This window comes from Noviherbaspirillum sp. ST9, from assembly GCF_048799745.1.
In the GTDB taxonomy this organism is placed as follows: Bacteria; Pseudomonadota; Gammaproteobacteria; order Burkholderiales; family Burkholderiaceae_D; genus Noviherbaspirillum.
The window spans coordinates 345752-364065 of sequence record NZ_JBLWFR010000004.1 but is presented as its reverse complement, the minus strand read 5'-3'; the positions used below and the strand labels follow the sequence as shown (position 1 = coordinate 364065).

Below are 18314 nucleotides of genomic sequence, written 5' to 3'. Positions count from 1 at the left end.
CCGGTCCCGGCATCGCTCTGCTACATTGTGTCCATGGAAAACGGTCTGCACATGCAAGGAAAGACGGACACCCGCTGGGAATTCTGGATCGATCGCGGCGGCACCTTCACCGATATCGTCGCGCGGCGGCCTGACGGCCGTCTCGTCGCGCACAAGCTGTTGTCGGAGAACCCGGAACAGTACCGGGATGCGGCGTTGGCCGGCATCCGGCAACTGCTTGGCTTGGCGCCCGGCGATCCCATTCCCGCAGCCCAGGTGACAGCGGTCAAGATGGGTACGACGGTGGCGACCAATGCGCTGCTGGAGCGCAAGGGCGACCCGACTGCCCTGCTGATCACGAAGGGATTCCGCGACGCACTGCGCATTGCTTATCAGAACCGCCCTCGCCTGTTCGACCGCCATATCGTGCTGCCGGAGCTGCTGTACCGGGAAGTGGTGGAAGTCGAGGAGCGCATCGGTGCGCATGGCGAGGTCGTGCTGCCGCTCGATGAAGGCAAGGTGCGGCGCGACCTGCAGGCGCTGTACGACAGAGGATTGCGTGCGGTGGCGGTCGTGCTGATGCACGCCTACCGCTATCCGCAGCATGAAGAGGCAATCGGGCAAATCGCGCTTGAGGTCGGGTTCACGCAGGTTTCCATTTCCAGCAAGGTTAGCCCGTTGATGAAGCTGGTGTCGCGGGGAGACACGACGGTGGTGGATGCCTACCTTTCTCCCATCCTGCGCCGTTACGTGGACCAGGTGGCAAGCGAGATGTCTGGCGTGCGGCTGCTGTTCATGCAATCGAACGGGGGCCTGACGGATGCGCACCGGTTCCAGGGCAAGGATTCGATCCTGTCGGGACCGGCAGGCGGAATCGTCGGCATGGTGCGGACGGCGAATGCGGCCGGGTTCGACAAGGTCATCGGCTTCGACATGGGCGGTACGTCGACGGACGTGTCGCACTATGCGGGCGAATTCGAGCGGGAATTCGAGACGCAGGTGGCAGGCGTGCGCATGCGCGCGCCGATGATGAGCATTCATACGGTGGCCGCGGGCGGCGGCTCCATCCTGCACTTCGACGGCACTCGCTACCGTGTCGGACCGGACAGCGCCGGCGCGAATCCCGGTCCGGCGAGCTATCGGCGCGGCGGGCCACTGACAGTGACCGACTGCAACGTCATGCTGGGGAAGATCCAGCCGCATTATTTTCCGACGGTGTTCGGCAAGGATGCCGACCAGAGGCTGGACCGTGACACCGTTGTGCAAAAATTCAGCGACCTTGCGGATGCCATCCTTCGCGCGACCGGGAACCGGCGCACACCGGAGGAAGTCGCGGAAGGTTTCATCGAGATCGCGGTGGGCAACATGGCCAATGCGATCAAGTTCATTTCCGTACAGCGCGGTCATGACGTGACCGGCTACACCTTGTCGACCTTCGGCGGCGCGGGCGGACAACATGCCTGCCTGGTCGCCGATGCGCTCGGCATGACGCGCGTGTTCGCCCATCCGCTTGCCGGGGTGCTGTCGGCGTACGGGATGGGACTGGCCGACCAGACGGCGATGCGGGAAAAGGCGCTGGAGATGGTTCTTGCACCGACGGCCATGAAGCCGATTGAGGAAGCGCTGCGGCAGCTTGGAAGCGAAGCGTGCGCGGACCTGCAGTCGCAAGGCATCGACGCGGCGGGCATTCATCTGTTGGAGCGCGTTCATTTGCGTTACGAGGGAACCGATTCTGCCATCGTCGTCCCTTTCGCCGATATGGCGCACATGCAAGCCTCGTTCGAGGCCGCCTACCGGCAGCGCTACGCCTTTCTCATGCACGGCAAGAACCTGGTGGCGGAGGCGGTATCGGTCGAAGCAGTCGGCGCCGCACTGCAGGGAGCGGAACAGCCCGAGCCGTTCCCGCCGCGCCTGGAGCCGTTGCGTGCGACGGAAATCGTGGCCGTGTTTTCGGGGGGCAGGTGGCACGAGGCACCGCTCTATGTGCGCGAAGACATGCGTCCGGGCGACCAGGTTTCCGGACCGGCCATCATCGCCGAGAAGAATGCCACCAATGTTGTGGAACCGGGTTGGCGCGCCGAGCTCACCGCGCAGGGCCATCTCGTGATGCTGAGGGTGGAAGCGCGTTCGCAGCGGAAGGCGGCAGGCACGGCGGCAGATCCGGTCATGCTGGAGGTGTTCAACAATCACTTCATGTCGATCGCGGAGCAGATGGGATTGCGGCTGCAGAACACCGCCGTCTCGGTGAACATCAAGGAACGCCTCGATTTTTCCTGCGCGCTGTTCGACGCCTCGGGCAACCTGATCGCGAACGCGCCGCATATCCCGGTGCACCTGGGCTCGATGGGCGAAAGCATCAAGACCGTGATTCGCGAGAACACCGCCACCATGCGGCCCGGCGACGTCTACATGCTGAATGATCCCTACCACGGCGGCACTCACCTGCCGGACGTCACGGTGATCACGCCTGTCTTCGATGCAGAGGGCGCGACGGTGCTCTTCTATGTTGCATCCCGCGGTCACCACGCCGATATCGGCGGCATGACACCGGGCTCGATGCCGGCGGACAGCACGGTGGTCGAGGAAGAAGGCGTGCTGGTCAACAATTTCCAGCTCGTGAAGGGTGGTCGCTTCCTGGAAGAGGAAACGATTGCCCTGCTCTCCTCGGGCAAATACCCGGCCCGGAATATCCGGCAGAACCTCGCCGACCTGCAGGCGCAGACCGCGGCCAACCAGAAGGGCGTCGAGGAATTGCACCGGATGGTCGGGCATTTCGGACTCGACGTCGTGCAGGCGTACATGCGGCATGTGCAGGACAATGCCGAGGAGTCGGTGCGGCGCGTCATCACGTCATTGAAGGACGGCAGGTACACCTACCGGCTCGACAATGGCGCGGTCATCGAGGCGGCGATCCGCGTCAATCGCGATGAGCGCAGCGCGGAGATCGATTTCAGTGGCACCTCGCCGCAACTGCCGAACAATTTCAATGCCCCCTCCTCGGTCTGCATGGCGGCGGTGCTGTACGTATTCCGCACGCTGGTCGATGATGATATTCCCTTGAATGCGGGCTGCTTGAAGCCGCTGCGCGTGATCATCCCCGAAGGATCGATGCTGAATCCGCGCTATCCGGCGGCCGTCGTGTCAGGCAATGTGGAGACATCGAGCTGCGTGACGAATGCGCTGTACGGTGCACTCGGCGTCATGGCCGGTGCGCCCGGCACGATGAACAACTTCACGTTCGGCAATGCTCGCTATCAGTACTATGAAACCATTTCGGGCGGATCAGGCGCGGGCCCCGGCTTCGATGGGACCGCGGTCGTGCAGACGCATATGACCAACTCGCGGCTGACCGATCCTGAGGTACTGGAGTGGCGCTTCCCGGTGCGGCTGGAGAGCTACGAGATCCGGCACGGTTCCGGCGGGGTCGGGAAGTGGAAAGGCGGCGATGGCGGCGTGCGCAAAGTCCGCTTTCTGGAGAAGATGACCGCTTCCATCCTGTCGAACAACCGCATCGTTCCGCCTTTCGGCGCTGCAGGGGGCGGCGACGGGAAGTGCGGCAGGAATTATGTGGTGCGTGCGGACGGCCGCGTGGAAGAACTGGGTTTTGTGGCGAGGACCGAGATGGAACCCGGCGATGTGTTCGTCATCGAGACGCCGGGTGGCGGAGGATACGGCTAATGGAATCGGCGCAGGCCGTCGAGGTCGAGGATGGTGACACCGCCGTATTCGGCCTTGACCAGTCCGGCCTCTTCCAGTGCCTTCAGTGAACCATTGACCCGCTGGCGGGATGCGTTGCACAGGTAGCCCAACTCCTCCTGCGAAATCTTCAGCTGCGGACTGATGCCCGGATTAAGATGCGGATTGAACAGCGCTGCGAGGCATCGTGCAAGACGCGCCGTCGTGTCCAGCATGCGGTCGTATTCGACCAGCGAAATGAACATGCCGAGACGCTCGTTCAGCAGTGTCATCACGAAGCGATTGAAGCCGATGCTGTTGTCGAGCAGCCAGTGGAAAGTGTTACGCGGCATCAGCGCGAGGCGCGTGTCGCGCAGGGCGATGACGTCGTACTGGCGCGGCGTGTCCTTCAGCAGCGAGCCCTCCCCAAACCACGCGCCGCCAAGCACGCCGGTGAAGGTGATGATCTTGCCCTCGAGGGACACACTGCTCATCTTGAGCAGGCCGTCGATGGCACCGACCCAGTATTCGACGGCCTCGCCCTTGCGGCATGCATAGCCGCCGGCCGGCACGAAGCGTTCCGTCACGTCGGCTTCGACGCGCGCCATCTGTTCCGCGGTAAGCGACGCGGCCCAGGCGGTGCTGCGGAGCGTCTGGACGAGGGTTGGCGGTGTCGATGTCATTGATGTCGGGAAGCCGGCTGAGGTCGGCAACGATCATAACCGTTTGCGCTTTCGGCTGCCACCACGCACACCGGATCGAATGCTGGGATAATAAGCCGGCCGCTGCCGCTACCCGGGCTGCGGCGCTTCCTCGCATCCTACCGGGTGCTGACCTTTCAATCCGAACGATATGAATCCTGGCATCCTGTACGCCGCCTCGGCTTATGCGCTGTGGGGTGTGTTCCCGCTGTACTTCAAATCGCTGCAGGAAATCCCGCCAATGGAGATCCTGCTGCATCGCATGGTGTGGTCGCTCGTCTTCGTGGCGGTAGTGCTTGCGGTGCGCAGGCAATGGGCGTGGCTCGGCGCCGTGGTGCGGCAGCCGAAGGTCCTCGCCGGGTTCGCGGCGAGCGCCGTGCTCCTGTCGTCCAACTGGTTCATCTATATCTGGGCGGTCAATAACGGCCACGTGGTCGAGTCGAGCCTGGGTTACTTCATCAATCCGCTGTTCAATGTGCTGCTGGGGATGCTGATCCTGCGTGAGCGGCTGCGTCCGGTGCAGTGGGTCGCGGTTGGCATTGCCGCGTTCGGCGTGGCATGGCTGACATGGCACGGTGGCACGCTCCCGTGGATCGCGCTGCTGCTGGCGACGACCTTTGCGCTGTACGGATTGCTGCGCAAGACGGCGGCGCTGGGTGCGCTGGAAGGACTGGCACTGGAAACACTGCTGCTGTTTCCGCTGGCGTGCGGCTATCTCGTCTTGCTGTCCGTGCAGGGGCAGAACCATTTCGCGACGGCGTCGACCAGCGCGCAGTTGCTGCTCGCCGCAGCCGGCCCGATTACCGCTATCCCGCTGCTGCTGTTCGCTTCCGGCGCGCGGCGCATTCCCTTGTCGCTGCTCGGCCTGCTGCAGTACATCGGGCCGACGCTGCAGTTGCTGCTGGGCGTCTGGCTGTACCACGAGCCGTTTGGCGGCACACGGCTTGCCGGATTCGCGCTGATCTGGAGCGCACTAGCGGTCTACACGGCGGAAGGCTTGTGGCAAACCTGGAAGGCAAAACAGGGCGCATAAAAAAAGCCGGTCTTGCGACCGGCTTAGCCCTGTTGCTGCAGTACTGCGGGATCAGAAGCGGTAGCCGAGGCCCACGCCGACCAGCAGCGGGTCAACCTTGACTTCGCTGACCTTCGCGCCGCCAACCATCACGTCGCTGCGGATCTGCACTTTCTTCACATCCAGGTTGATCGACCAGTTCTTGTCGAGCTTGAAGTCCACGCCGGCTTGCAGCGCAAAGCCGAAGCTGTTGTTGTCGAGGTCGCCAGCGCCGTTCAGGAGCTTGACGCTGCCGATGCGGGTGTAGTTGACGCCTGCACCGACGTACGGGCTGAACTGCGCGCCCGGGGTGAAGTGGTATTGCAGGGTCAGGGTCGGCGGCAGGTGCTTGAAGGTGCCGATGTTGGTGCCGGACAGGTAGACCTTGTGCTTTTGCGGATAGGTCAGGATCAGTTCGGCGGCCAGGTTCGGCGTCAGGAAGTAGGTGATGTCGACTTCCGGGATCGTCTTGTTGCTGACGGTGATCTGGTCAGCCGGGCCGACGCCGCCGACCGGATCGGACTTGTCCGCCGGGTTGATGTTCACCGCGCGGGCGCGGATCTGCCAAGGGCTCTGCTGAGCCATTGCCTGGGAGGCGACACCGGCGCCGAGGGCTGCGAGGGCAAGGATTGCTACGGTCTTTTTCATCTTTTATTCCCCTATGATGTGTGTGGTTAATTGCCGTGGGGGACTTTATGCCTGCAGTGCATCAAAAACGTTGACCTAGATCAATAAATAACCACAGGAGTGGTAGGGGTTATTTTGGGTCATTTGGATTGGCGACCTTTTGTGATAGCGGCGCGCGCTCCTCCGGCCAACCTGCGGGCGGCGCGATCGGGTATCCTTGCACTCTCCCTTTTTTCAGCACCCATTCACTCGGATTTTCCATGGCTCAATACGTCTACACCATGAACCGCGTGGGCAAGATCGTCCCGCCCAAGCGCCAGATTCTCAAAGACATTTCGCTGTCCTTCTTCCCCGGCGCCAAGATCGGCGTGCTCGGCCTGAACGGCTCGGGCAAGTCGACCCTGCTCAAGATCATGGCCGGCATCGACAAGGACATCGAAGGCGAAGCCGTTCCGATGCCGGGCCTGAACATCGGCTATCTGCCGCAGGAGCCGCAACTCGATCCGGAGCAGACCGTGCGCGAGGCCGTTGAATCGGCGCTGGGCGAAGTGTTTGAGGCACAGGCCAAGCTCGACGCCGTATACGCGGCATATGCGGACGAGAATGCGGACTTCGACGCCTTGGCCGCAGAGCAGGCGCGCCTGGAAGCGATCATTGCTGCGTCCGATGGCAATACCCTCAACCAGCAGCTCGAAATGGCCGCTGACGCATTGCGCCTGCCGCCGTGGGAAGCCAAGATTGGCGTGCTGTCCGGCGGTGAAAAGCGCCGCGTCGCGCTGTGCAAGCTGCTGCTGTCCAAGCCCGACATGCTGCTGCTCGATGAACCGACCAACCACCTCGACGCCGAGTCCGTCGAATGGCTGGAGCAGTTCCTGCAGCGCTTCCCTGGCACCGTCGTGGGCATCACCCACGACCGCTACTTCCTGGACAACGCCGCCGAGTGGATTCTTGAACTGGACCGCGGCCACGGCATCCCGTGGAAGGGGAATTACAGCTCGTGGCTGGAACAGAAGGAAGCGCGCCTGAAGCAGGAAGAAGCCAGCGAATCCGCGCGCCAGAAGACCATCCAGAAGGAACTGGAATGGGTGCGCCAGAACCCGAAGGGCCGCCAGGCCAAGAGCAAGGCGCGTCTTGCCCGCTTCAACGAGCTGTCCGAGCACGAATACCAGAAGCGCAACGAGACGCAGGAAATCTTCATCCCGGTCGCCGAGCGCCTGGGCAATGAAGTGATCGAATTCAAGAACGTGTCCAAGTCCTTCGGCGACCGTCTGCTGATCGACGACCTCAGCTTCAAGATCCCGGCCGGCGCGATCGTCGGCATCATCGGCCCGAACGGCGCCGGTAAATCGACGCTGTTCAAGATGATCGCGGGCAAGGAACAGCCGGACAGCGGCGAAGTGGTGGTCGGACCGACCGTGAAGCTGTCGCTGGTCGACCAGTCGCGCGAAGATTTGGGCAACAAGAAGACCGTGTTTGAAGACGTCTCCAACGGCGCCGACATCCTGACCGTCGGCCGCTTCGAGATGCCGTCGCGCGCCTACCTCGGCCGCTTCAACTTCAAGGGCGGCGACCAGCAGAAGGTCGTCGGCAACCTGTCCGGCGGCGAACGCGGCCGCCTGCACCTGGCCAAGACCCTGCTCATGGGCGGCAACGTCCTGCTGCTGGACGAACCGTCGAACGACCTCGACGTGGAAACCCTGCGCGCACTGGAAGACGCGCTGCTGGAATTCGCGGGCAGCGTGATGGTGATCTCCCACGACCGCTGGTTCCTCGACCGTATCGCGACGCACATCCTGGCCTTCGAAGGCGACTCCAAGGTCGTGTTCTTCGACGGGAACTACCAGGAATACGAAGCGGACAAGGTCAAGCGCCTCGGTGAAGAAGGCGCGAAGCCGAAGCGGATCCGCTACAAGCCGGTTACGCGGTAAGCAGACAAAAAAGGGCGCATTTCGATGCGCCCTTTTTTTCTGGCAGGCCCCACGCGTGCCACGCGATGTTGGCTTGGCTGCGCGAGAAGGTGTTGGGCCGCAATGGCAATGGAGTGCGGCATCTTTGGCGCGCGGCATTGTCCAATCATGCATGCCGCTGACACTGCTTTTCCCGCCCGGCCCGCTTTACGCACGTTATCGCGCGGTGGAGGATGCGCTCGATTTCACGCGCAGCATGCACGAGCGCCAGGCGGCTTTGCGCGCGGCGCATCCCGCCCACTATGACCCTGACGTGCACGCGATCGTGCTCGCCTTTAACCTGCGTGTCATCGGGCGGAAGATGGATGCGCTCGTCACCGCCTTCCGCTCCGAAATCCGCGTCGGGCATCGCGGCGGCGTATCGGAGGAAACCGTCGAGCTGCAGTCGGCGCTGCAGCACTACAACGCGGCCGTGGCGACGCGCGATGCCTGGGACAATCCTGTCGATGCTTCGGTCAATGTGCTCGACCTGGCGTTCGACTGCCTCGCGTCGGTCGAGCGCGACATCCAGGCATTCGAGGAACAGAACTGATTACTGCACGGCCCCTTGGTCGCGCAGCCATTCGACCAGCTTCTGCAGGCCTTCCTGGTTGATCGAGATGGTGCTCGACACGAGCATGCCATCGCCTGGCGTTTCTTCCTTGATCTGCACGTCGATCATGGAATCGTTGCCGGGGTGGAGGTTGACGACCAGCTTTTCGACGCCTGCCGCGGTCGTGTTCTGGATGATCGCCTGTCCCGAGGGCGAAGCGTTGAAGGTCGTCTGCATGATGTGTTCCGAAAAGTGGCGATTCTTACAGGCTAGCCGCCCTTCGCGAAATTGCGAGTCATGCCGGAAACTTCATGCTTTCCGTTTCGGGATCATCAGGAAAAAATGCGCCTTGAAGCCGAACACGCGCTTGTGGCCGACATCATGCTCCGGCTTTCCCGGGAGCAGGCTGGCGAAGCGGTAGAGCGCTGGCGCGTCGACCGGGTTGAGCATGCCGACGGAAGCCCATTTCCCCTTGCCGAACCACTTCAGCAGGCGACGCCACGTGCCATCAGGCAGCAGATGAAGCAAGGGCAGGCGCGACTTGAATTCGATGGGATGACGGCGGTTGGCAGTCGTGAGGAAAACGCCCTTCCGCGCCACGCGATACAGCTCGGCCACCAGGGCGTACTGGCGCTCGGTGCCGCCGCTGTGCTCGATGACTTCATTGCAAAACACCCAGTCGAAGGCGCCGTCGGCATAGGGCAGGCGCGTGTCAGGCGCCTTCCTCGACACGGCCGGCGGTTCCATTTCGCAGACCGTGATGCGCATCCTGTCGGGCAGATCGCTCCATGCGGAGAGATAGTCGCTGTTGTCGAACAGCGTGGTCGGTTTCATGTACAGGTTGAGCACGGTCCCGTCCGGCGCTTCCTGCCTGAATGCCGTGAAGGCATCAAACAGTTTTCGGCGCTGCGACGTCAGGATCCGTTCGATCCCTCCGCGCGCCGGAAGGCTGCTGTAATCCGGGTTGGCTGCGTGCTTCAACATTCTCCCTCCATGACATGGCTTTTCCGGCAATCTCCGCCGCCGGAATATCGGGATCATTATTGATTGCGCATGGCGCCGGCCGATTGTGGAAACACAAGGAAGATGCCGGGCGGATGTTGAACATTTACCCAGAGGAACATTGTCGCAAGGAAGCTGTCTATCCTCGCGACAATGTTCTGGAGAAATGAAATGCTCAATATCCGCGTCGGTGACACCGTGGCCTTCAAGCGCAGCGTTGCGCAGAAATGCAGCTCCGAAGAAGTCGGCAAGTTTCGCGGTGTCGTGACCGGAATTGCCGGCGACTGGCTGTTCATGGAAGAGGCAACGGGACGCACCCGCGTCATGCCTATTGCCAGCATGTGCCGCGTCGCCGCCAACGGCGTCATCCTCGAACTGGTGTAACTTTCCGCGCCGCCTTTGAGACGCCTCAATGGTTAGTGCACCGCACCATTTACCGCTGGAGAATTGCGGGACGCCGCCCTATAGTGAACCAGGTCCAGGGAGGAGTCACACGGCACTTTCATTGGAGGAAAATCATGAAGAAGATCCTGATTCTCTTGATCGTCATGCTCACGGCCGGGTGCGCCGGCATGGGCGGCATGCATAGTTCGGGTTATTCGAGCGGCTCCGGCGGCAGCGGCGCCGGCATGGATAACACGTATCGCCCCAACTTCAACCCTGCCTTCGAGCGCATGGACAGTTCGTTCCAGCCCTATTTCGGAGGTTAGGACAATCAACAAGCCGCGCGGCATGCCAGGGGAATCATGCGTGCGCGCCTCGGGCGGGAAGCATGGCGCTTCCCGCCCTTCCATGAGGGTCAGGAAGGTTTGACCCTATGGCTTTCTTCATAGCGCATGAACAGGCGTTCCAGCGCCCAGAAGGCGAAACCGGATACGAGGAAACCCGAGATGAAGGCATTGGCGGTTGCCGCTGCACTGTCGGCATAGCCCCATGCCCAAGGTGAAATCATCAGTCCCGCCCCAAGGACGGCATTGCCCCATTCTTCCATCTGGTTGGGCAGGAAGAAGTCCTCGCCCGAGAGCAGGATCACCGCCACACCCACCGCAACCGAACACCATGCAGCAGCTTGCGGAAGCACCAAGGCCCACGGCGCGATGCACAACCAAATGCCGACCGCCATTTCCAGTCTGTCCTGCCAACGATTGATGCTGTCCATGATTGCCTCCTTTCTGGAGTACGGTGTGTTTTCAGTATAGGACGGCACAATTCGCTTGCAAGAATGCAAATATTTGGCGGAGCACGCCGCCGCGAGAAATCGGCGCCTTCGGATTCAGACCATGAGGTCGATCTGCTGCACGGTGCCCGCGCCGCCATTCTCCGTGAGATAAACGCCCGAACTGCGCACGACGCCGAGGTCCTGGTTGGCACCGTCCTTGAGTTCGAACGGCGTCTCGGCCCTGCCGAGGTAGACCGCTCCCACGCCATAGGACTTTGCGGTGTTCAGCGTGCCGCCGCCCTTATCGTCCTGCATCCACACGCGAAGCTGCTCAAAGATCGGATCGTTGTCGTCGATCCAGCCGTTGCCGTCGCTATCGAATTGCGCCAGTTCCGCGAAGCCGTCGCCGCTGGCCGGGCCGAACAATTCCTTGCCCGAGTCGATCTTGCCGTTGCCGTTGCGGTCCAGCGCGAGATACCCGCGATTCCCGTCAAGCAGGGGGACCTGTTCCTTCTTGCCGTCCCCATCCAGGTCAAAGCTGAAGCGGCGGTTCTGCAATTGCGCGGCCGAGCCGTCGAAGTTGATGACAAGCGGATCCTTGCGCACGGCATCGCCGGCACGCAGGGAAACCGACGATTCCTCACGATAGCTGCGGAACATCTCGAGGTCGAGGGTCAGGCTGATCTCCTTGCCGTCGGCGGTGCGCACGAGGGCCTCCGCATGGAACGTGGTGTGCTCCGTTTCCTCGCGCACTTCATGCCGGTCATAGGCAATGCCGAAGCCGGCGCGCTGCGGCGGCTCCGGCTGCGCCGCGGCCGGGGGCGGCTCGGTGGCCACGTCCTCCGCGGAGACGGTCCTTACCTTGACGCCGGTCATCATTTCGACGACAAGCTTGATGAAGTAATAGACAGGATCGTTCTCCGCATTCTCGATCGCGTCCGACACTGCCTGCGCTTCCGAGGGAGCAGGCGGGGCGGGGGGTGGCGCCGCGGCTGCCGCCATGCGGGCGGCGGCGGAAATGGCCACCACGGATGGCGCATTCTCACCCGACTCGCCGGCGGGCGGCTCGTCGCCGACCCATGCCCGCAGGGTTTCCCGCACCTCGGCGCGCTGGTTGGCGCGGTGCGAGGCATTGAACTGGATAGTGGATGCGTCGATTTTCATGGCAAGCCCCGGCAATACGACCTATTTGTTGTATCGACAGGCAGGCCGGGAACTTGATGACGATCAAGTCAAAGTCTTTCTATGCACTGCAGCGACTTGATAGTCCCATGGATATGGGATGGCGCCGACCGCGTCAGGAGCGTGTAATGGTCGTTGACCATGAGTTACCGCACAACAACTTTTTCCAGCCAGTATGCAAGCGCGCAGCCGCCCGAATTTCGATGACATGAGACTGCAGGTCGGTACCCGGCTGCAACTGATCCTTGCGCGTCCTGGCAAGCCCGCCTACTTCTCCTCGCTGATCGGCTACGTCAGCGGCGAATACCTGCTCGTCAAGCTCCCTGTCGAACACGGCCTGACCGTCCCCCTGAAGGAGGGCGAGCGCGTGACGGTGCGCGTGTTTTCCGGCGTGTCGGTCTACACCTTCGCCTGCGACATCGAATCGATGCTGCTGTCGCCGCGCTATTACATGCACCTGAGCTTTCCGCAGGAGATCACTGCCACGCCCCTGCGAAGCGCCGCGCGCGTGAAGGTGAACCTGCCGGTCGAAGTGCGCAGCCCGCCCTCGGAACACGGCTCCCCGGTCGATGCCATGCTGTCGGACCTGAGCATTACCGGCGCCTTCATTTCCGCGCAGACGGTGCTCGGCGCTCCCGGGGACCGGATTTCCGTTTCCTTCACGTTTCGCGTGCAGCCGACCAACCAGCAGGTGGAGATCCGCACCGACGCCACCATTTGCAGCAGCCGCTCGCTGGACATGAACGGCAAACGCCCCGCGTCCCAACATGGCGTCGGGATTCACTTCGACCGCATCAGCGAGAACGAACAGTTCATGTTGCAGCATTATCTTTACGAAGCGGAAAATGCCGTAACACCCTGACACGCTTTTGTTGCCGCGCTGCGACTTGCCCGGTCAAATTTCCTGAGCGCATGTTTTCCATGGGCAATTCACGCATACAATCATGCGCACACGTCCCTTATCGAGGACGGTGCAAGTGACTATGGAACAGTTGTTAAGCGTGCTGTACGGCGTATCGGGAATCGCGGCGTCGGCACTGTATATCCCGCAAATCATCCGCTACCACCGCGACCCGTCGGCGCGCGCGTCCATTTCGCTGCTGTCCTGGGGCGGATGGATCGTCATCGCCGCCATCACGATTGCCTATGCCCTGTGCGTGGTGAAAAGTACGCTGATCGCGGCTGTTGCCGGCCTCAACGTGCTGGCCCAGATTACCGTTCTCTCCTACGGCCTGCGCTCTCGGTTTCGCTCCGGCAGGCTGCCGCCGGCCGCCCTGGCCCGATAACACAGCCTTTTCGCACCACGACGGTGCGCGTCACGCCGCCAAACAACAAGACCGCGGTTGCTCCGCCAAGGACGCAATAACAGTCCTATAATCGCGTCAGTAGCACTTTCCAAAGCGCAACCTTTACGCACTTATGCACTGGCCAGAAGGATCCTCCTCGTTCCGCGATGCGCGTGTACACGCGGCCCGGCGGTTGTTGCTCGCCGCCGCGCTCGCCTGGTCAATCGCGCCTGCTGCCGCAGCCCTGCCCGAGGTGCGTATCGGCGTGGGCCTGAGCAAGCCGCCCTACATCCTGGACAACGGTGATGGCGGCATCGAGTACGAGATCGCCGAAAAGGCCCTCGACGCGAGCGGCTACCGCATGGTCGCACAACGCCTGCCCCCGGCGCGTGCACTGGCAATGATGCGCGCCGGCCTGCTCGACGGCATGCTGACGGTGGACGAAGGCATCGGCGGCAACGGATTCTTTTCCGACACCTACATGCACTATCAAAACGTCGCGACGACCTTGGCCAGCCGCGCCATTCGCCTGCGCGACATCAGCGACCTGGAACAGTATTCGGTCGCCGCCTTCCAGAATGCCAGCCTCATCCTTGGTCCCGAGTTCAGGGCGGCCGTCGAGCGCCACCGCGATTACAAGGAGCATCCACAGCAGATCACGCAGAACCGTCTGCTGTACACCGGGCGCGTGGACGTGGTTGTCGGCGACCGCCTTGTATTCCGCTACCTGAACCGCCAGGTCGAAGCCTCGATCAATAGCAACCAGCCGCTGGTGCATCACATGATTTTCAAGCCGAGCGCACGCAAGGCCGTATTCCGCGACGTCGAACTGCGCGAAGCGTTCAATGCGGGCCTGAAGAAAATCAGGAAGAATGGCACCTACTCCGCCATCTACAAGAAATACAACGAAGTCGAACCCTGACCAGCGACAGGACCTTGCATTGAACAAACGCGAATTCCTTTCCGGCGCGGCACTTGGCGCCGCCGCCCTTGCCGGCCCGGCACATGCCGCGCCCCGCACGATTTCCTCCCCCGCCCTCCTGACCGTCACCGGCGCCATCGGGCGCGGCAACCGCGGTCCGCTTGACCCGGCCCTGGACCAGATGATGAAAAAGCAAGGCATCCGGTTCGACAAGGCGCATGCCTTCGACTTTGCGTCACTCGTGTCATTGCCTGCGGTGACGATCCGCCCCACGCTCGAATATGACGGCAAGATCCACGCTCTGCGGGGACCGCTGCTGACGGACGTGCTGGCCGCGGCCGGCGTGCGCAAGGCGCAGGCAGAGCTGGTGATGCGTGCGATAGATGGTTACGCCCCAACCGCTACTATGTCTGACATCCTCAAGTACCGCTTCATTATCGCGACGCATCTGGATGGCAAGCCCATGCCGGTGGGCGGCCTTGGGCCTCTATGGGCGCTGTACGACGCCGACCGTTTTCCGGACATGGCGGCAAAGCCGGTCAACGAGCGTTTCGGCAATTGTCCGTGGGGGCTTTACCATATCGACGTGCATTGACGAAAGACCTGATCCGGATTGCGTTGAAAGCGCCGGGGGAACTGTTATAGTTGGCCCCTGTTTCCCTTCCTTGAACTCCTTTCGCGCATGAACCCGCCGCCCGTACGAGCCGCCAAGCGCCGCGCGCCCACCCCGGCCGGCATTGTGCTCCTGTACGCGCTGTTTGCCGCGATGTGGATCGCGGCATCGGACCGGGTGCTGGGCTTCCTGTTCCGCGATCCCGAGCAATTCGAACGCATCAGCACGCTCAAGGGCATGTTCTTCATTGCCGTCACGAGCCTGCTCCTGTACCTGCTGATCAAGCGCTGGCAAGGGTCGCTCGAGCAAGCGCTCACCACCTCCACGCACTACCGCGAACGGCTGGAACGCGTGCTGCGCGGCTCGACCGATGGCTGGTGGGACTGGGACCTGGAATCGGGGCACGCGTTCTATTCCGAACGGTGCTGGGAAATGCTCGGCTACCAGCCCGGCGAGATGCCCTCCGATACCAGGCTCTGGCGCAATCTTATGCATCCGGACGACGTTGCCGCCGCGACCGGCAGTTTCGATGACGCGATCGCGCACGCGGCGCAGGGCTTTTCCCTGGAGGTCCGGCTGCGCCACAAGGCGGGACACTATGTGCCTGTCCTGTCGCGGTACATGGTCCAGCGCAACGCCGACGGCGCCGCGGTCATTGTTTCCGGCACCAACACCGATCTCACCGAGCGCAAGCGCGCCGAAGAACGCCTGCGCCAGGCCGCCGCGGTCTTTGAAACGACGCATGAAGGCGTAGTCGTTACCGACGGCGGCAAACGCATCGTCATGGTCAACAATGCCTTTACCGCGATCACCGGCTACACCGAGGAGGACGTCCGCGGACGACGGCCCGACCTCTTGCGATCCGGGCGGCATTCGAGGGACTTTTACCGGGAAATGTGGGCCAGCATGGCGTCGGCGGGACACTGGCAGGGCGAAATCTGGGACCGGCGCAAAAACGGCGAGGTCTACCCGCAGATCTTGAGCATCAGCGAAGTGCGGAATGATGCCGGCGACGTCCAGAATTACGTCGGCGTCTTCGCCGACATTTCCCGGCTGAAGGCATCGGAGACGCAACTCGACTTCCTTGCCCATCACGATCCGCTGACCCACCTGCCGAACCGCATGCTCCTGCTGTCCCACCTGGAACATGGCGTGCGCGCGGCACAGCGCGACGGCACGCGCGTCGCGCTCCTGGTGCTCGACCTCGACCGTTTCAAGGACATCAACGACAGCCTCGGCCACAGTGCCGGCGATGCCTTGCTCAAGCTGGTCGCCGAGCGCCTGAGCGCGCGCCTGCGCGGCATGGATACCGTGGCCCGGTTGGGCGGCGACGAATTCGCCGTCATGCTGCCCCACATCGCGGAGCCGGATGATGCCGCGCTGGTCGCCAATGAAATCATCACCGCGCTGGGCCAGCCCTGGCTGCTGCCCAACGGCGTCGAGGTGCGCAGCAGCGCCAGTATCGGCATCAGCGTGTTCCCGGACCATGGCACGGCGACGCAGGACCTGCTGCAGCATGCGGATGCGGCGCTGTATCGTGCGAAGCAGGAAGGCCGCGGCTGCTTCCGCTATTTCACGCACAACCTCACCTATGCCGCGCGGGAGCGCATCGACCTGGAAGCAAAACTGCACCGTGCCGTCGCGCAGGATGAACTGCGGGTCTTCTTCCAGCCGCAGGTCGACATTGCCAGCGGACGCATCCTCGGCGCCGAGGCCCTCGTGCGCTGGCTCGATCCGCAGGAAGGCCTGGTCCCGCCGTCACGCTTCATCCCGGTCGCGGAAAGCACCGGCCTGATCGCCGACATCGGAGAGTGGGTGTTGCGCCATACCTGCATGCAGGGGAAGAAATGGATCGATGCCGGGCTGCCGCCGCTGACGCTCGCCGTCAATATCTCGCCGCGGCAATTCCTGCGCGGGGACATCGGCAACACGGTGGCGCGCATTCTCAAGGAAACCGGTTTTCCGCCGACCTGCCTCGAGCTGGAGCTGACGGAGAGCGCGCTGATGGAGCGCGAGGCGGACGCGGTCGAGCTGCTGAACCATTTGCGCGCCATCGGCGTGCGGCTGGCTATCGATGACTTCGGGACCGGTTATTCGTCCCTCACCTACCTGAAGCGCTTCCCGCTCGACGTGCTCAAGATCGACAAGGGTTTCATCGACGGCATTCCCCACCGCAAGGACGACAGCGCCATTGCATCGGCCATCGTGGCCATGGGCCATACGATGGGATTCAGGGTACTGGCGGAAGGCGTGGAGAATGACGGCCAGCTGGCGTTCCTGCACAGCGCGGGCTGCGACATGTACCAGGGCTACCTGCGCAGCCGGGCGGTGCCGGCCGATGCGTTCGAAAAACTGCTGACGGCCGCATTCGCTAACTAATCACTTGCTGCGCATGCTCGGCTGGTACAGCTGGAAATTGCCGCGGCCCATTTCCTTTGCGCGGTACATGGCGGAATCCGCCGCGATGAGCAAGGACTCGGCATCGTTGCCGTCCGCGGGAAACATGCTGATGCCGATGCTCGGGGTGATCTGCAGTTCATGCCCGCCGGCGCTGTAGGGGCGTGCCAATGCAGCCAGCAGGCGCTGCGCGGTTTCGCAGGCGGCGGTCGCGGACTGCATCTCGGGCAGCACGACGACAAACTCATCCCCGCCGACGCGCGACACGGTATCGACCGCCCGCAACAGCGAGCGCAGGCGCGCGGCAACGGCCTGCAGCAGCAGATCGCCAATGCGGTGGCCGAGGCGGTCGTTGACCTGCTTGAAGCGGTCGAGGTCGATGAACTGGATCGCCACCTGGTGCACATTGCGCCGCGCCATTTCCATCGCCTGCTCCAGCCGGTCCTCCAGCAAGCGCCTGTTCGGCAGGCCGGTCAACGCGTCATGGTTCGCCAGATAGCGGATCTGCTGCTCGGCCATCTTGCGCTCCTGGATCTCGGCCTGCAGGCGGGCGTTGGCCATTTCCAGCTCGGCGGTGCGCTCCTGGACGCGCTGTTCGAGCTCGTCGCGCGCCTTCAGCAGCGCTTCCTGCGCGCTCTTGCGCTCGGTGATGTCTTCCGTGATGTAGATCGTGCCCTTGCTGTAGTCATTCGGGTCGATCGCCTTGGCGAGCACGCGGCACCAGAAGGTGCTGCCGTCGCGCCGCTTCATCACGAGCTCCAGGTCCAGTCGCTGCCCGCTGCCAAGGACGGGACGTGCCTGGCGCGTCAGCTCATCGTAGGCTTCCTTCGAGGGATACAGGATTTCGGTCGAGAGCTGGTGCAGTTCTTCGCTGGACCAACCGAACATTTCGGAAAAGCGCCGGTTGCAGTGCAGGAAGCGCCGCTTGCGGGTAAAGGTGATGCCCAGCGAGGCATTGTCGAGGATCGCCTGGTATTCCAGCAGCGTCTGGCGTAGCTCGCTATCGCTCCCCGCCTCGGGACATGGCTGATTGCTGGCGGAAAGAATAAGGCCTCCTGGTGCGCGACGAAACTGCGGTGACAATGCCTGTCCCCTTTGCGACGGGACAGACGGATTCGGTAGTAATACGTAGGAATACCCGTATCGTACTCTTACTTGGCTGAAATAGCGTTGTCAATTCGACCAGTCCGTCTGCCGGAGACCCGGAACGCTTGACGCACG

The 18314-nt window shown here is 62.7% G+C and carries 18 protein-coding genes; 11 read left to right on the top strand and 7 right to left on the bottom strand.

Annotation, left to right across the window (positions count from 1 at the left end):
* The first annotated feature begins 51 nt into the window (after positions 1 to 51).
* The gene (locus ACNOHI_RS10835; protein ID WP_420474688.1) at positions 52 to 3657 is read left to right on the top strand and encodes a hydantoinase B/oxoprolinase family protein; all 3606 of its coding nucleotides are present in this window, start codon (positions 52 to 54) and stop codon (positions 3655 to 3657) included.
* On the opposite strand, the gene ACNOHI_RS10830 is transcribed toward ACNOHI_RS10835, so the two are convergent.
* Positions 3654 to 4337, bottom strand: coding sequence for a Crp/Fnr family transcriptional regulator (locus ACNOHI_RS10830; RefSeq protein ID WP_420474687.1), 684 nt, complete (start codon positions 4335 to 4337; stop codon positions 3654 to 3656). The genes ACNOHI_RS10835 and ACNOHI_RS10830 overlap by 4 nt on opposite strands.
* A 169-nt stretch (positions 4338 to 4506) precedes the next feature.
* On the opposite strand from ACNOHI_RS10830, the gene rarD reads away from it, so the two are divergent.
* Complete coding sequence (gene rarD / locus ACNOHI_RS10825; protein WP_420474686.1) at positions 4507 to 5388, top strand: EamA family transporter RarD; 882 nt, start codon at positions 4507 to 4509, stop codon at positions 5386 to 5388.
* Positions 5389 to 5439: 51 nt separating this feature from the next.
* Here the strand turns inward: rarD and ACNOHI_RS10820 are convergent, their stop codons facing one another.
* Entirely contained in the window at positions 5440 to 6054 is a 615-nt protein-coding gene (locus ACNOHI_RS10820) for an OmpW/AlkL family protein (protein WP_420474685.1), read from the bottom strand.
* A gap of 239 nt (positions 6055 to 6293) precedes the next feature.
* Here ACNOHI_RS10820 and ettA point away from each other — a divergent pair, with 239 nt between their 5' ends.
* Both ettA and ACNOHI_RS10810 read left to right on the top strand, forming a co-directional pair.
* Positions 6294 to 7961, top strand: a complete 1668-nt coding sequence (gene ettA / locus ACNOHI_RS10815) for an energy-dependent translational throttle protein EttA (RefSeq protein ID WP_420474684.1) — start codon at positions 6294 to 6296, stop codon at positions 7959 to 7961.
* Positions 7962 to 8112: 151 nt separating this feature from the next.
* A complete protein-coding gene (locus ACNOHI_RS10810) occupies positions 8113 to 8532 on the top strand; it encodes a hypothetical protein (RefSeq protein WP_420474683.1) in 420 nt (139 codons plus the stop codon).
* Here ACNOHI_RS10810 and ACNOHI_RS10805 read toward each other — a convergent pair whose 3' ends face one another.
* Positions 8533 to 8769, bottom strand: coding sequence for a hypothetical protein (locus ACNOHI_RS10805; RefSeq protein WP_420474682.1), 237 nt, complete (start codon positions 8767 to 8769; stop codon positions 8533 to 8535).
* Between the two features lie 72 nt (positions 8770 to 8841).
* Positions 8842 to 9516, bottom strand: a complete 675-nt coding sequence (locus tag ACNOHI_RS10800) for a methyltransferase domain-containing protein (RefSeq protein ID WP_420474681.1) — start codon at positions 9514 to 9516, stop codon at positions 8842 to 8844.
* A gap of 189 nt (positions 9517 to 9705) precedes the next feature.
* Here ACNOHI_RS10800 and ACNOHI_RS10795 point away from each other — a divergent pair, with 189 nt between their 5' ends.
* Positions 9706 to 9918 (top strand): hypothetical protein, encoded by a 213-nt coding sequence (locus tag ACNOHI_RS10795; protein ID WP_420474680.1) that lies wholly within the window; start codon positions 9706 to 9708, stop codon positions 9916 to 9918.
* A gap of 134 nt (positions 9919 to 10052) precedes the next feature.
* Complete coding sequence (locus ACNOHI_RS10790; protein ID WP_420474679.1) at positions 10053 to 10244, top strand: hypothetical protein; 192 nt, start codon at positions 10053 to 10055, stop codon at positions 10242 to 10244.
* A gap of 89 nt (positions 10245 to 10333) precedes the next feature.
* On the opposite strand, the gene ACNOHI_RS10785 is transcribed toward ACNOHI_RS10790, so the two are convergent.
* On the bottom strand, positions 10334 to 10693 hold the full coding sequence (locus tag ACNOHI_RS10785; protein WP_420474678.1) for an SPW repeat domain-containing protein: 360 nt from the start codon (positions 10691 to 10693) through the stop codon (positions 10334 to 10336).
* 114 nt (positions 10694 to 10807) lie between these two features.
* Positions 10808 to 11857: a hypothetical protein gene (locus tag ACNOHI_RS10780; RefSeq protein WP_420474677.1), complete on the bottom strand. Its 1050-nt coding sequence runs from the start codon at positions 11855 to 11857 to the stop codon at positions 10808 to 10810.
* Between the two features lie 226 nt (positions 11858 to 12083).
* Here ACNOHI_RS10780 and ACNOHI_RS10775 point away from each other — a divergent pair, with 226 nt between their 5' ends.
* The 5 genes from ACNOHI_RS10775 (at position 12084) to ACNOHI_RS10755 (ending at position 17075) form a co-directional block, all read left to right on the top strand.
* Positions 12084 to 12737 (top strand): flagellar brake protein, encoded by a 654-nt coding sequence (locus tag ACNOHI_RS10775; RefSeq protein ID WP_420474676.1) that lies wholly within the window; start codon positions 12084 to 12086, stop codon positions 12735 to 12737.
* Between the two features lie 121 nt (positions 12738 to 12858).
* Complete coding sequence (locus tag ACNOHI_RS10770; RefSeq protein WP_420474675.1) at positions 12859 to 13161, top strand: hypothetical protein; 303 nt, start codon at positions 12859 to 12861, stop codon at positions 13159 to 13161.
* Positions 13162 to 13294: 133 nt separating this feature from the next.
* Complete coding sequence (locus tag ACNOHI_RS10765) at positions 13295 to 14083, top strand: substrate-binding periplasmic protein (protein WP_420474674.1); 789 nt, start codon at positions 13295 to 13297, stop codon at positions 14081 to 14083.
* Positions 14084 to 14102: 19 nt separating this feature from the next.
* Positions 14103 to 14678: a molybdopterin-dependent oxidoreductase gene (locus ACNOHI_RS10760; RefSeq protein ID WP_420474673.1), complete on the top strand. Its 576-nt coding sequence runs from the start codon at positions 14103 to 14105 to the stop codon at positions 14676 to 14678.
* Positions 14679 to 14765: 87 nt separating this feature from the next.
* Complete coding sequence (locus tag ACNOHI_RS10755) at positions 14766 to 17075, top strand: putative bifunctional diguanylate cyclase/phosphodiesterase (protein ID WP_420474672.1); 2310 nt, start codon at positions 14766 to 14768, stop codon at positions 17073 to 17075.
* Here the strand turns inward: ACNOHI_RS10755 and ACNOHI_RS10750 are convergent, their stop codons facing one another.
* Entirely contained in the window at positions 17076 to 18176 is a 1101-nt protein-coding gene (locus tag ACNOHI_RS10750) for a diguanylate cyclase domain-containing protein (RefSeq protein WP_420474671.1), read from the bottom strand.
* Positions 18177 to 18314: the final 138 nt, after the last annotated feature.

Coding starts and splice junctions, on each gene's coding strand:
- ACNOHI_RS10775 (WP_420474676.1), top strand. CDS start 12,084: ATGAGACTGCAGGTCGGTACCCGGCTGCAACTGATCCTTGCGCGTCCT.
- ACNOHI_RS10810 (WP_420474683.1), top strand. CDS start 8,113: ATGCCGCTGACACTGCTTTTCCCGCCCGGCCCGCTTTACGCACGTTAT.
- ACNOHI_RS10820 (WP_420474685.1), bottom strand. CDS start 6,054: ATGAAAAAGACCGTAGCAATCCTTGCCCTCGCAGCCCTCGGCGCCGGT.
- ACNOHI_RS10800 (WP_420474681.1), bottom strand. CDS start 9,516: ATGTTGAAGCACGCAGCCAACCCGGATTACAGCAGCCTTCCGGCGCGC.
- ACNOHI_RS10790 (WP_420474679.1), top strand. CDS start 10,053: ATGAAGAAGATCCTGATTCTCTTGATCGTCATGCTCACGGCCGGGTGC.
- ACNOHI_RS10805 (WP_420474682.1), bottom strand. CDS start 8,769: ATGCAGACGACCTTCAACGCTTCGCCCTCGGGACAGGCGATCATCCAG.
- ACNOHI_RS10780 (WP_420474677.1), bottom strand. CDS start 11,857: ATGAAAATCGACGCATCCACTATCCAGTTCAATGCCTCGCACCGCGCC.
- ACNOHI_RS10765 (WP_420474674.1), top strand. CDS start 13,295: ATGCACTGGCCAGAAGGATCCTCCTCGTTCCGCGATGCGCGTGTACAC.
- rarD (WP_420474686.1), top strand. CDS start 4,507: ATGAATCCTGGCATCCTGTACGCCGCCTCGGCTTATGCGCTGTGGGGT.
- ACNOHI_RS10755 (WP_420474672.1), top strand. CDS start 14,766: ATGAACCCGCCGCCCGTACGAGCCGCCAAGCGCCGCGCGCCCACCCCG.
- ACNOHI_RS10795 (WP_420474680.1), top strand. CDS start 9,706: ATGCTCAATATCCGCGTCGGTGACACCGTGGCCTTCAAGCGCAGCGTT.
- ettA (WP_420474684.1), top strand. CDS start 6,294: ATGGCTCAATACGTCTACACCATGAACCGCGTGGGCAAGATCGTCCCG.
- ACNOHI_RS10835 (WP_420474688.1), top strand. CDS start 52: ATGCAAGGAAAGACGGACACCCGCTGGGAATTCTGGATCGATCGCGGC.
- ACNOHI_RS10785 (WP_420474678.1), bottom strand. CDS start 10,693: ATGGACAGCATCAATCGTTGGCAGGACAGACTGGAAATGGCGGTCGGC.
- ACNOHI_RS10770 (WP_420474675.1), top strand. CDS start 12,859: ATGGAACAGTTGTTAAGCGTGCTGTACGGCGTATCGGGAATCGCGGCG.
- ACNOHI_RS10830 (WP_420474687.1), bottom strand. CDS start 4,337: ATGACATCGACACCGCCAACCCTCGTCCAGACGCTCCGCAGCACCGCC.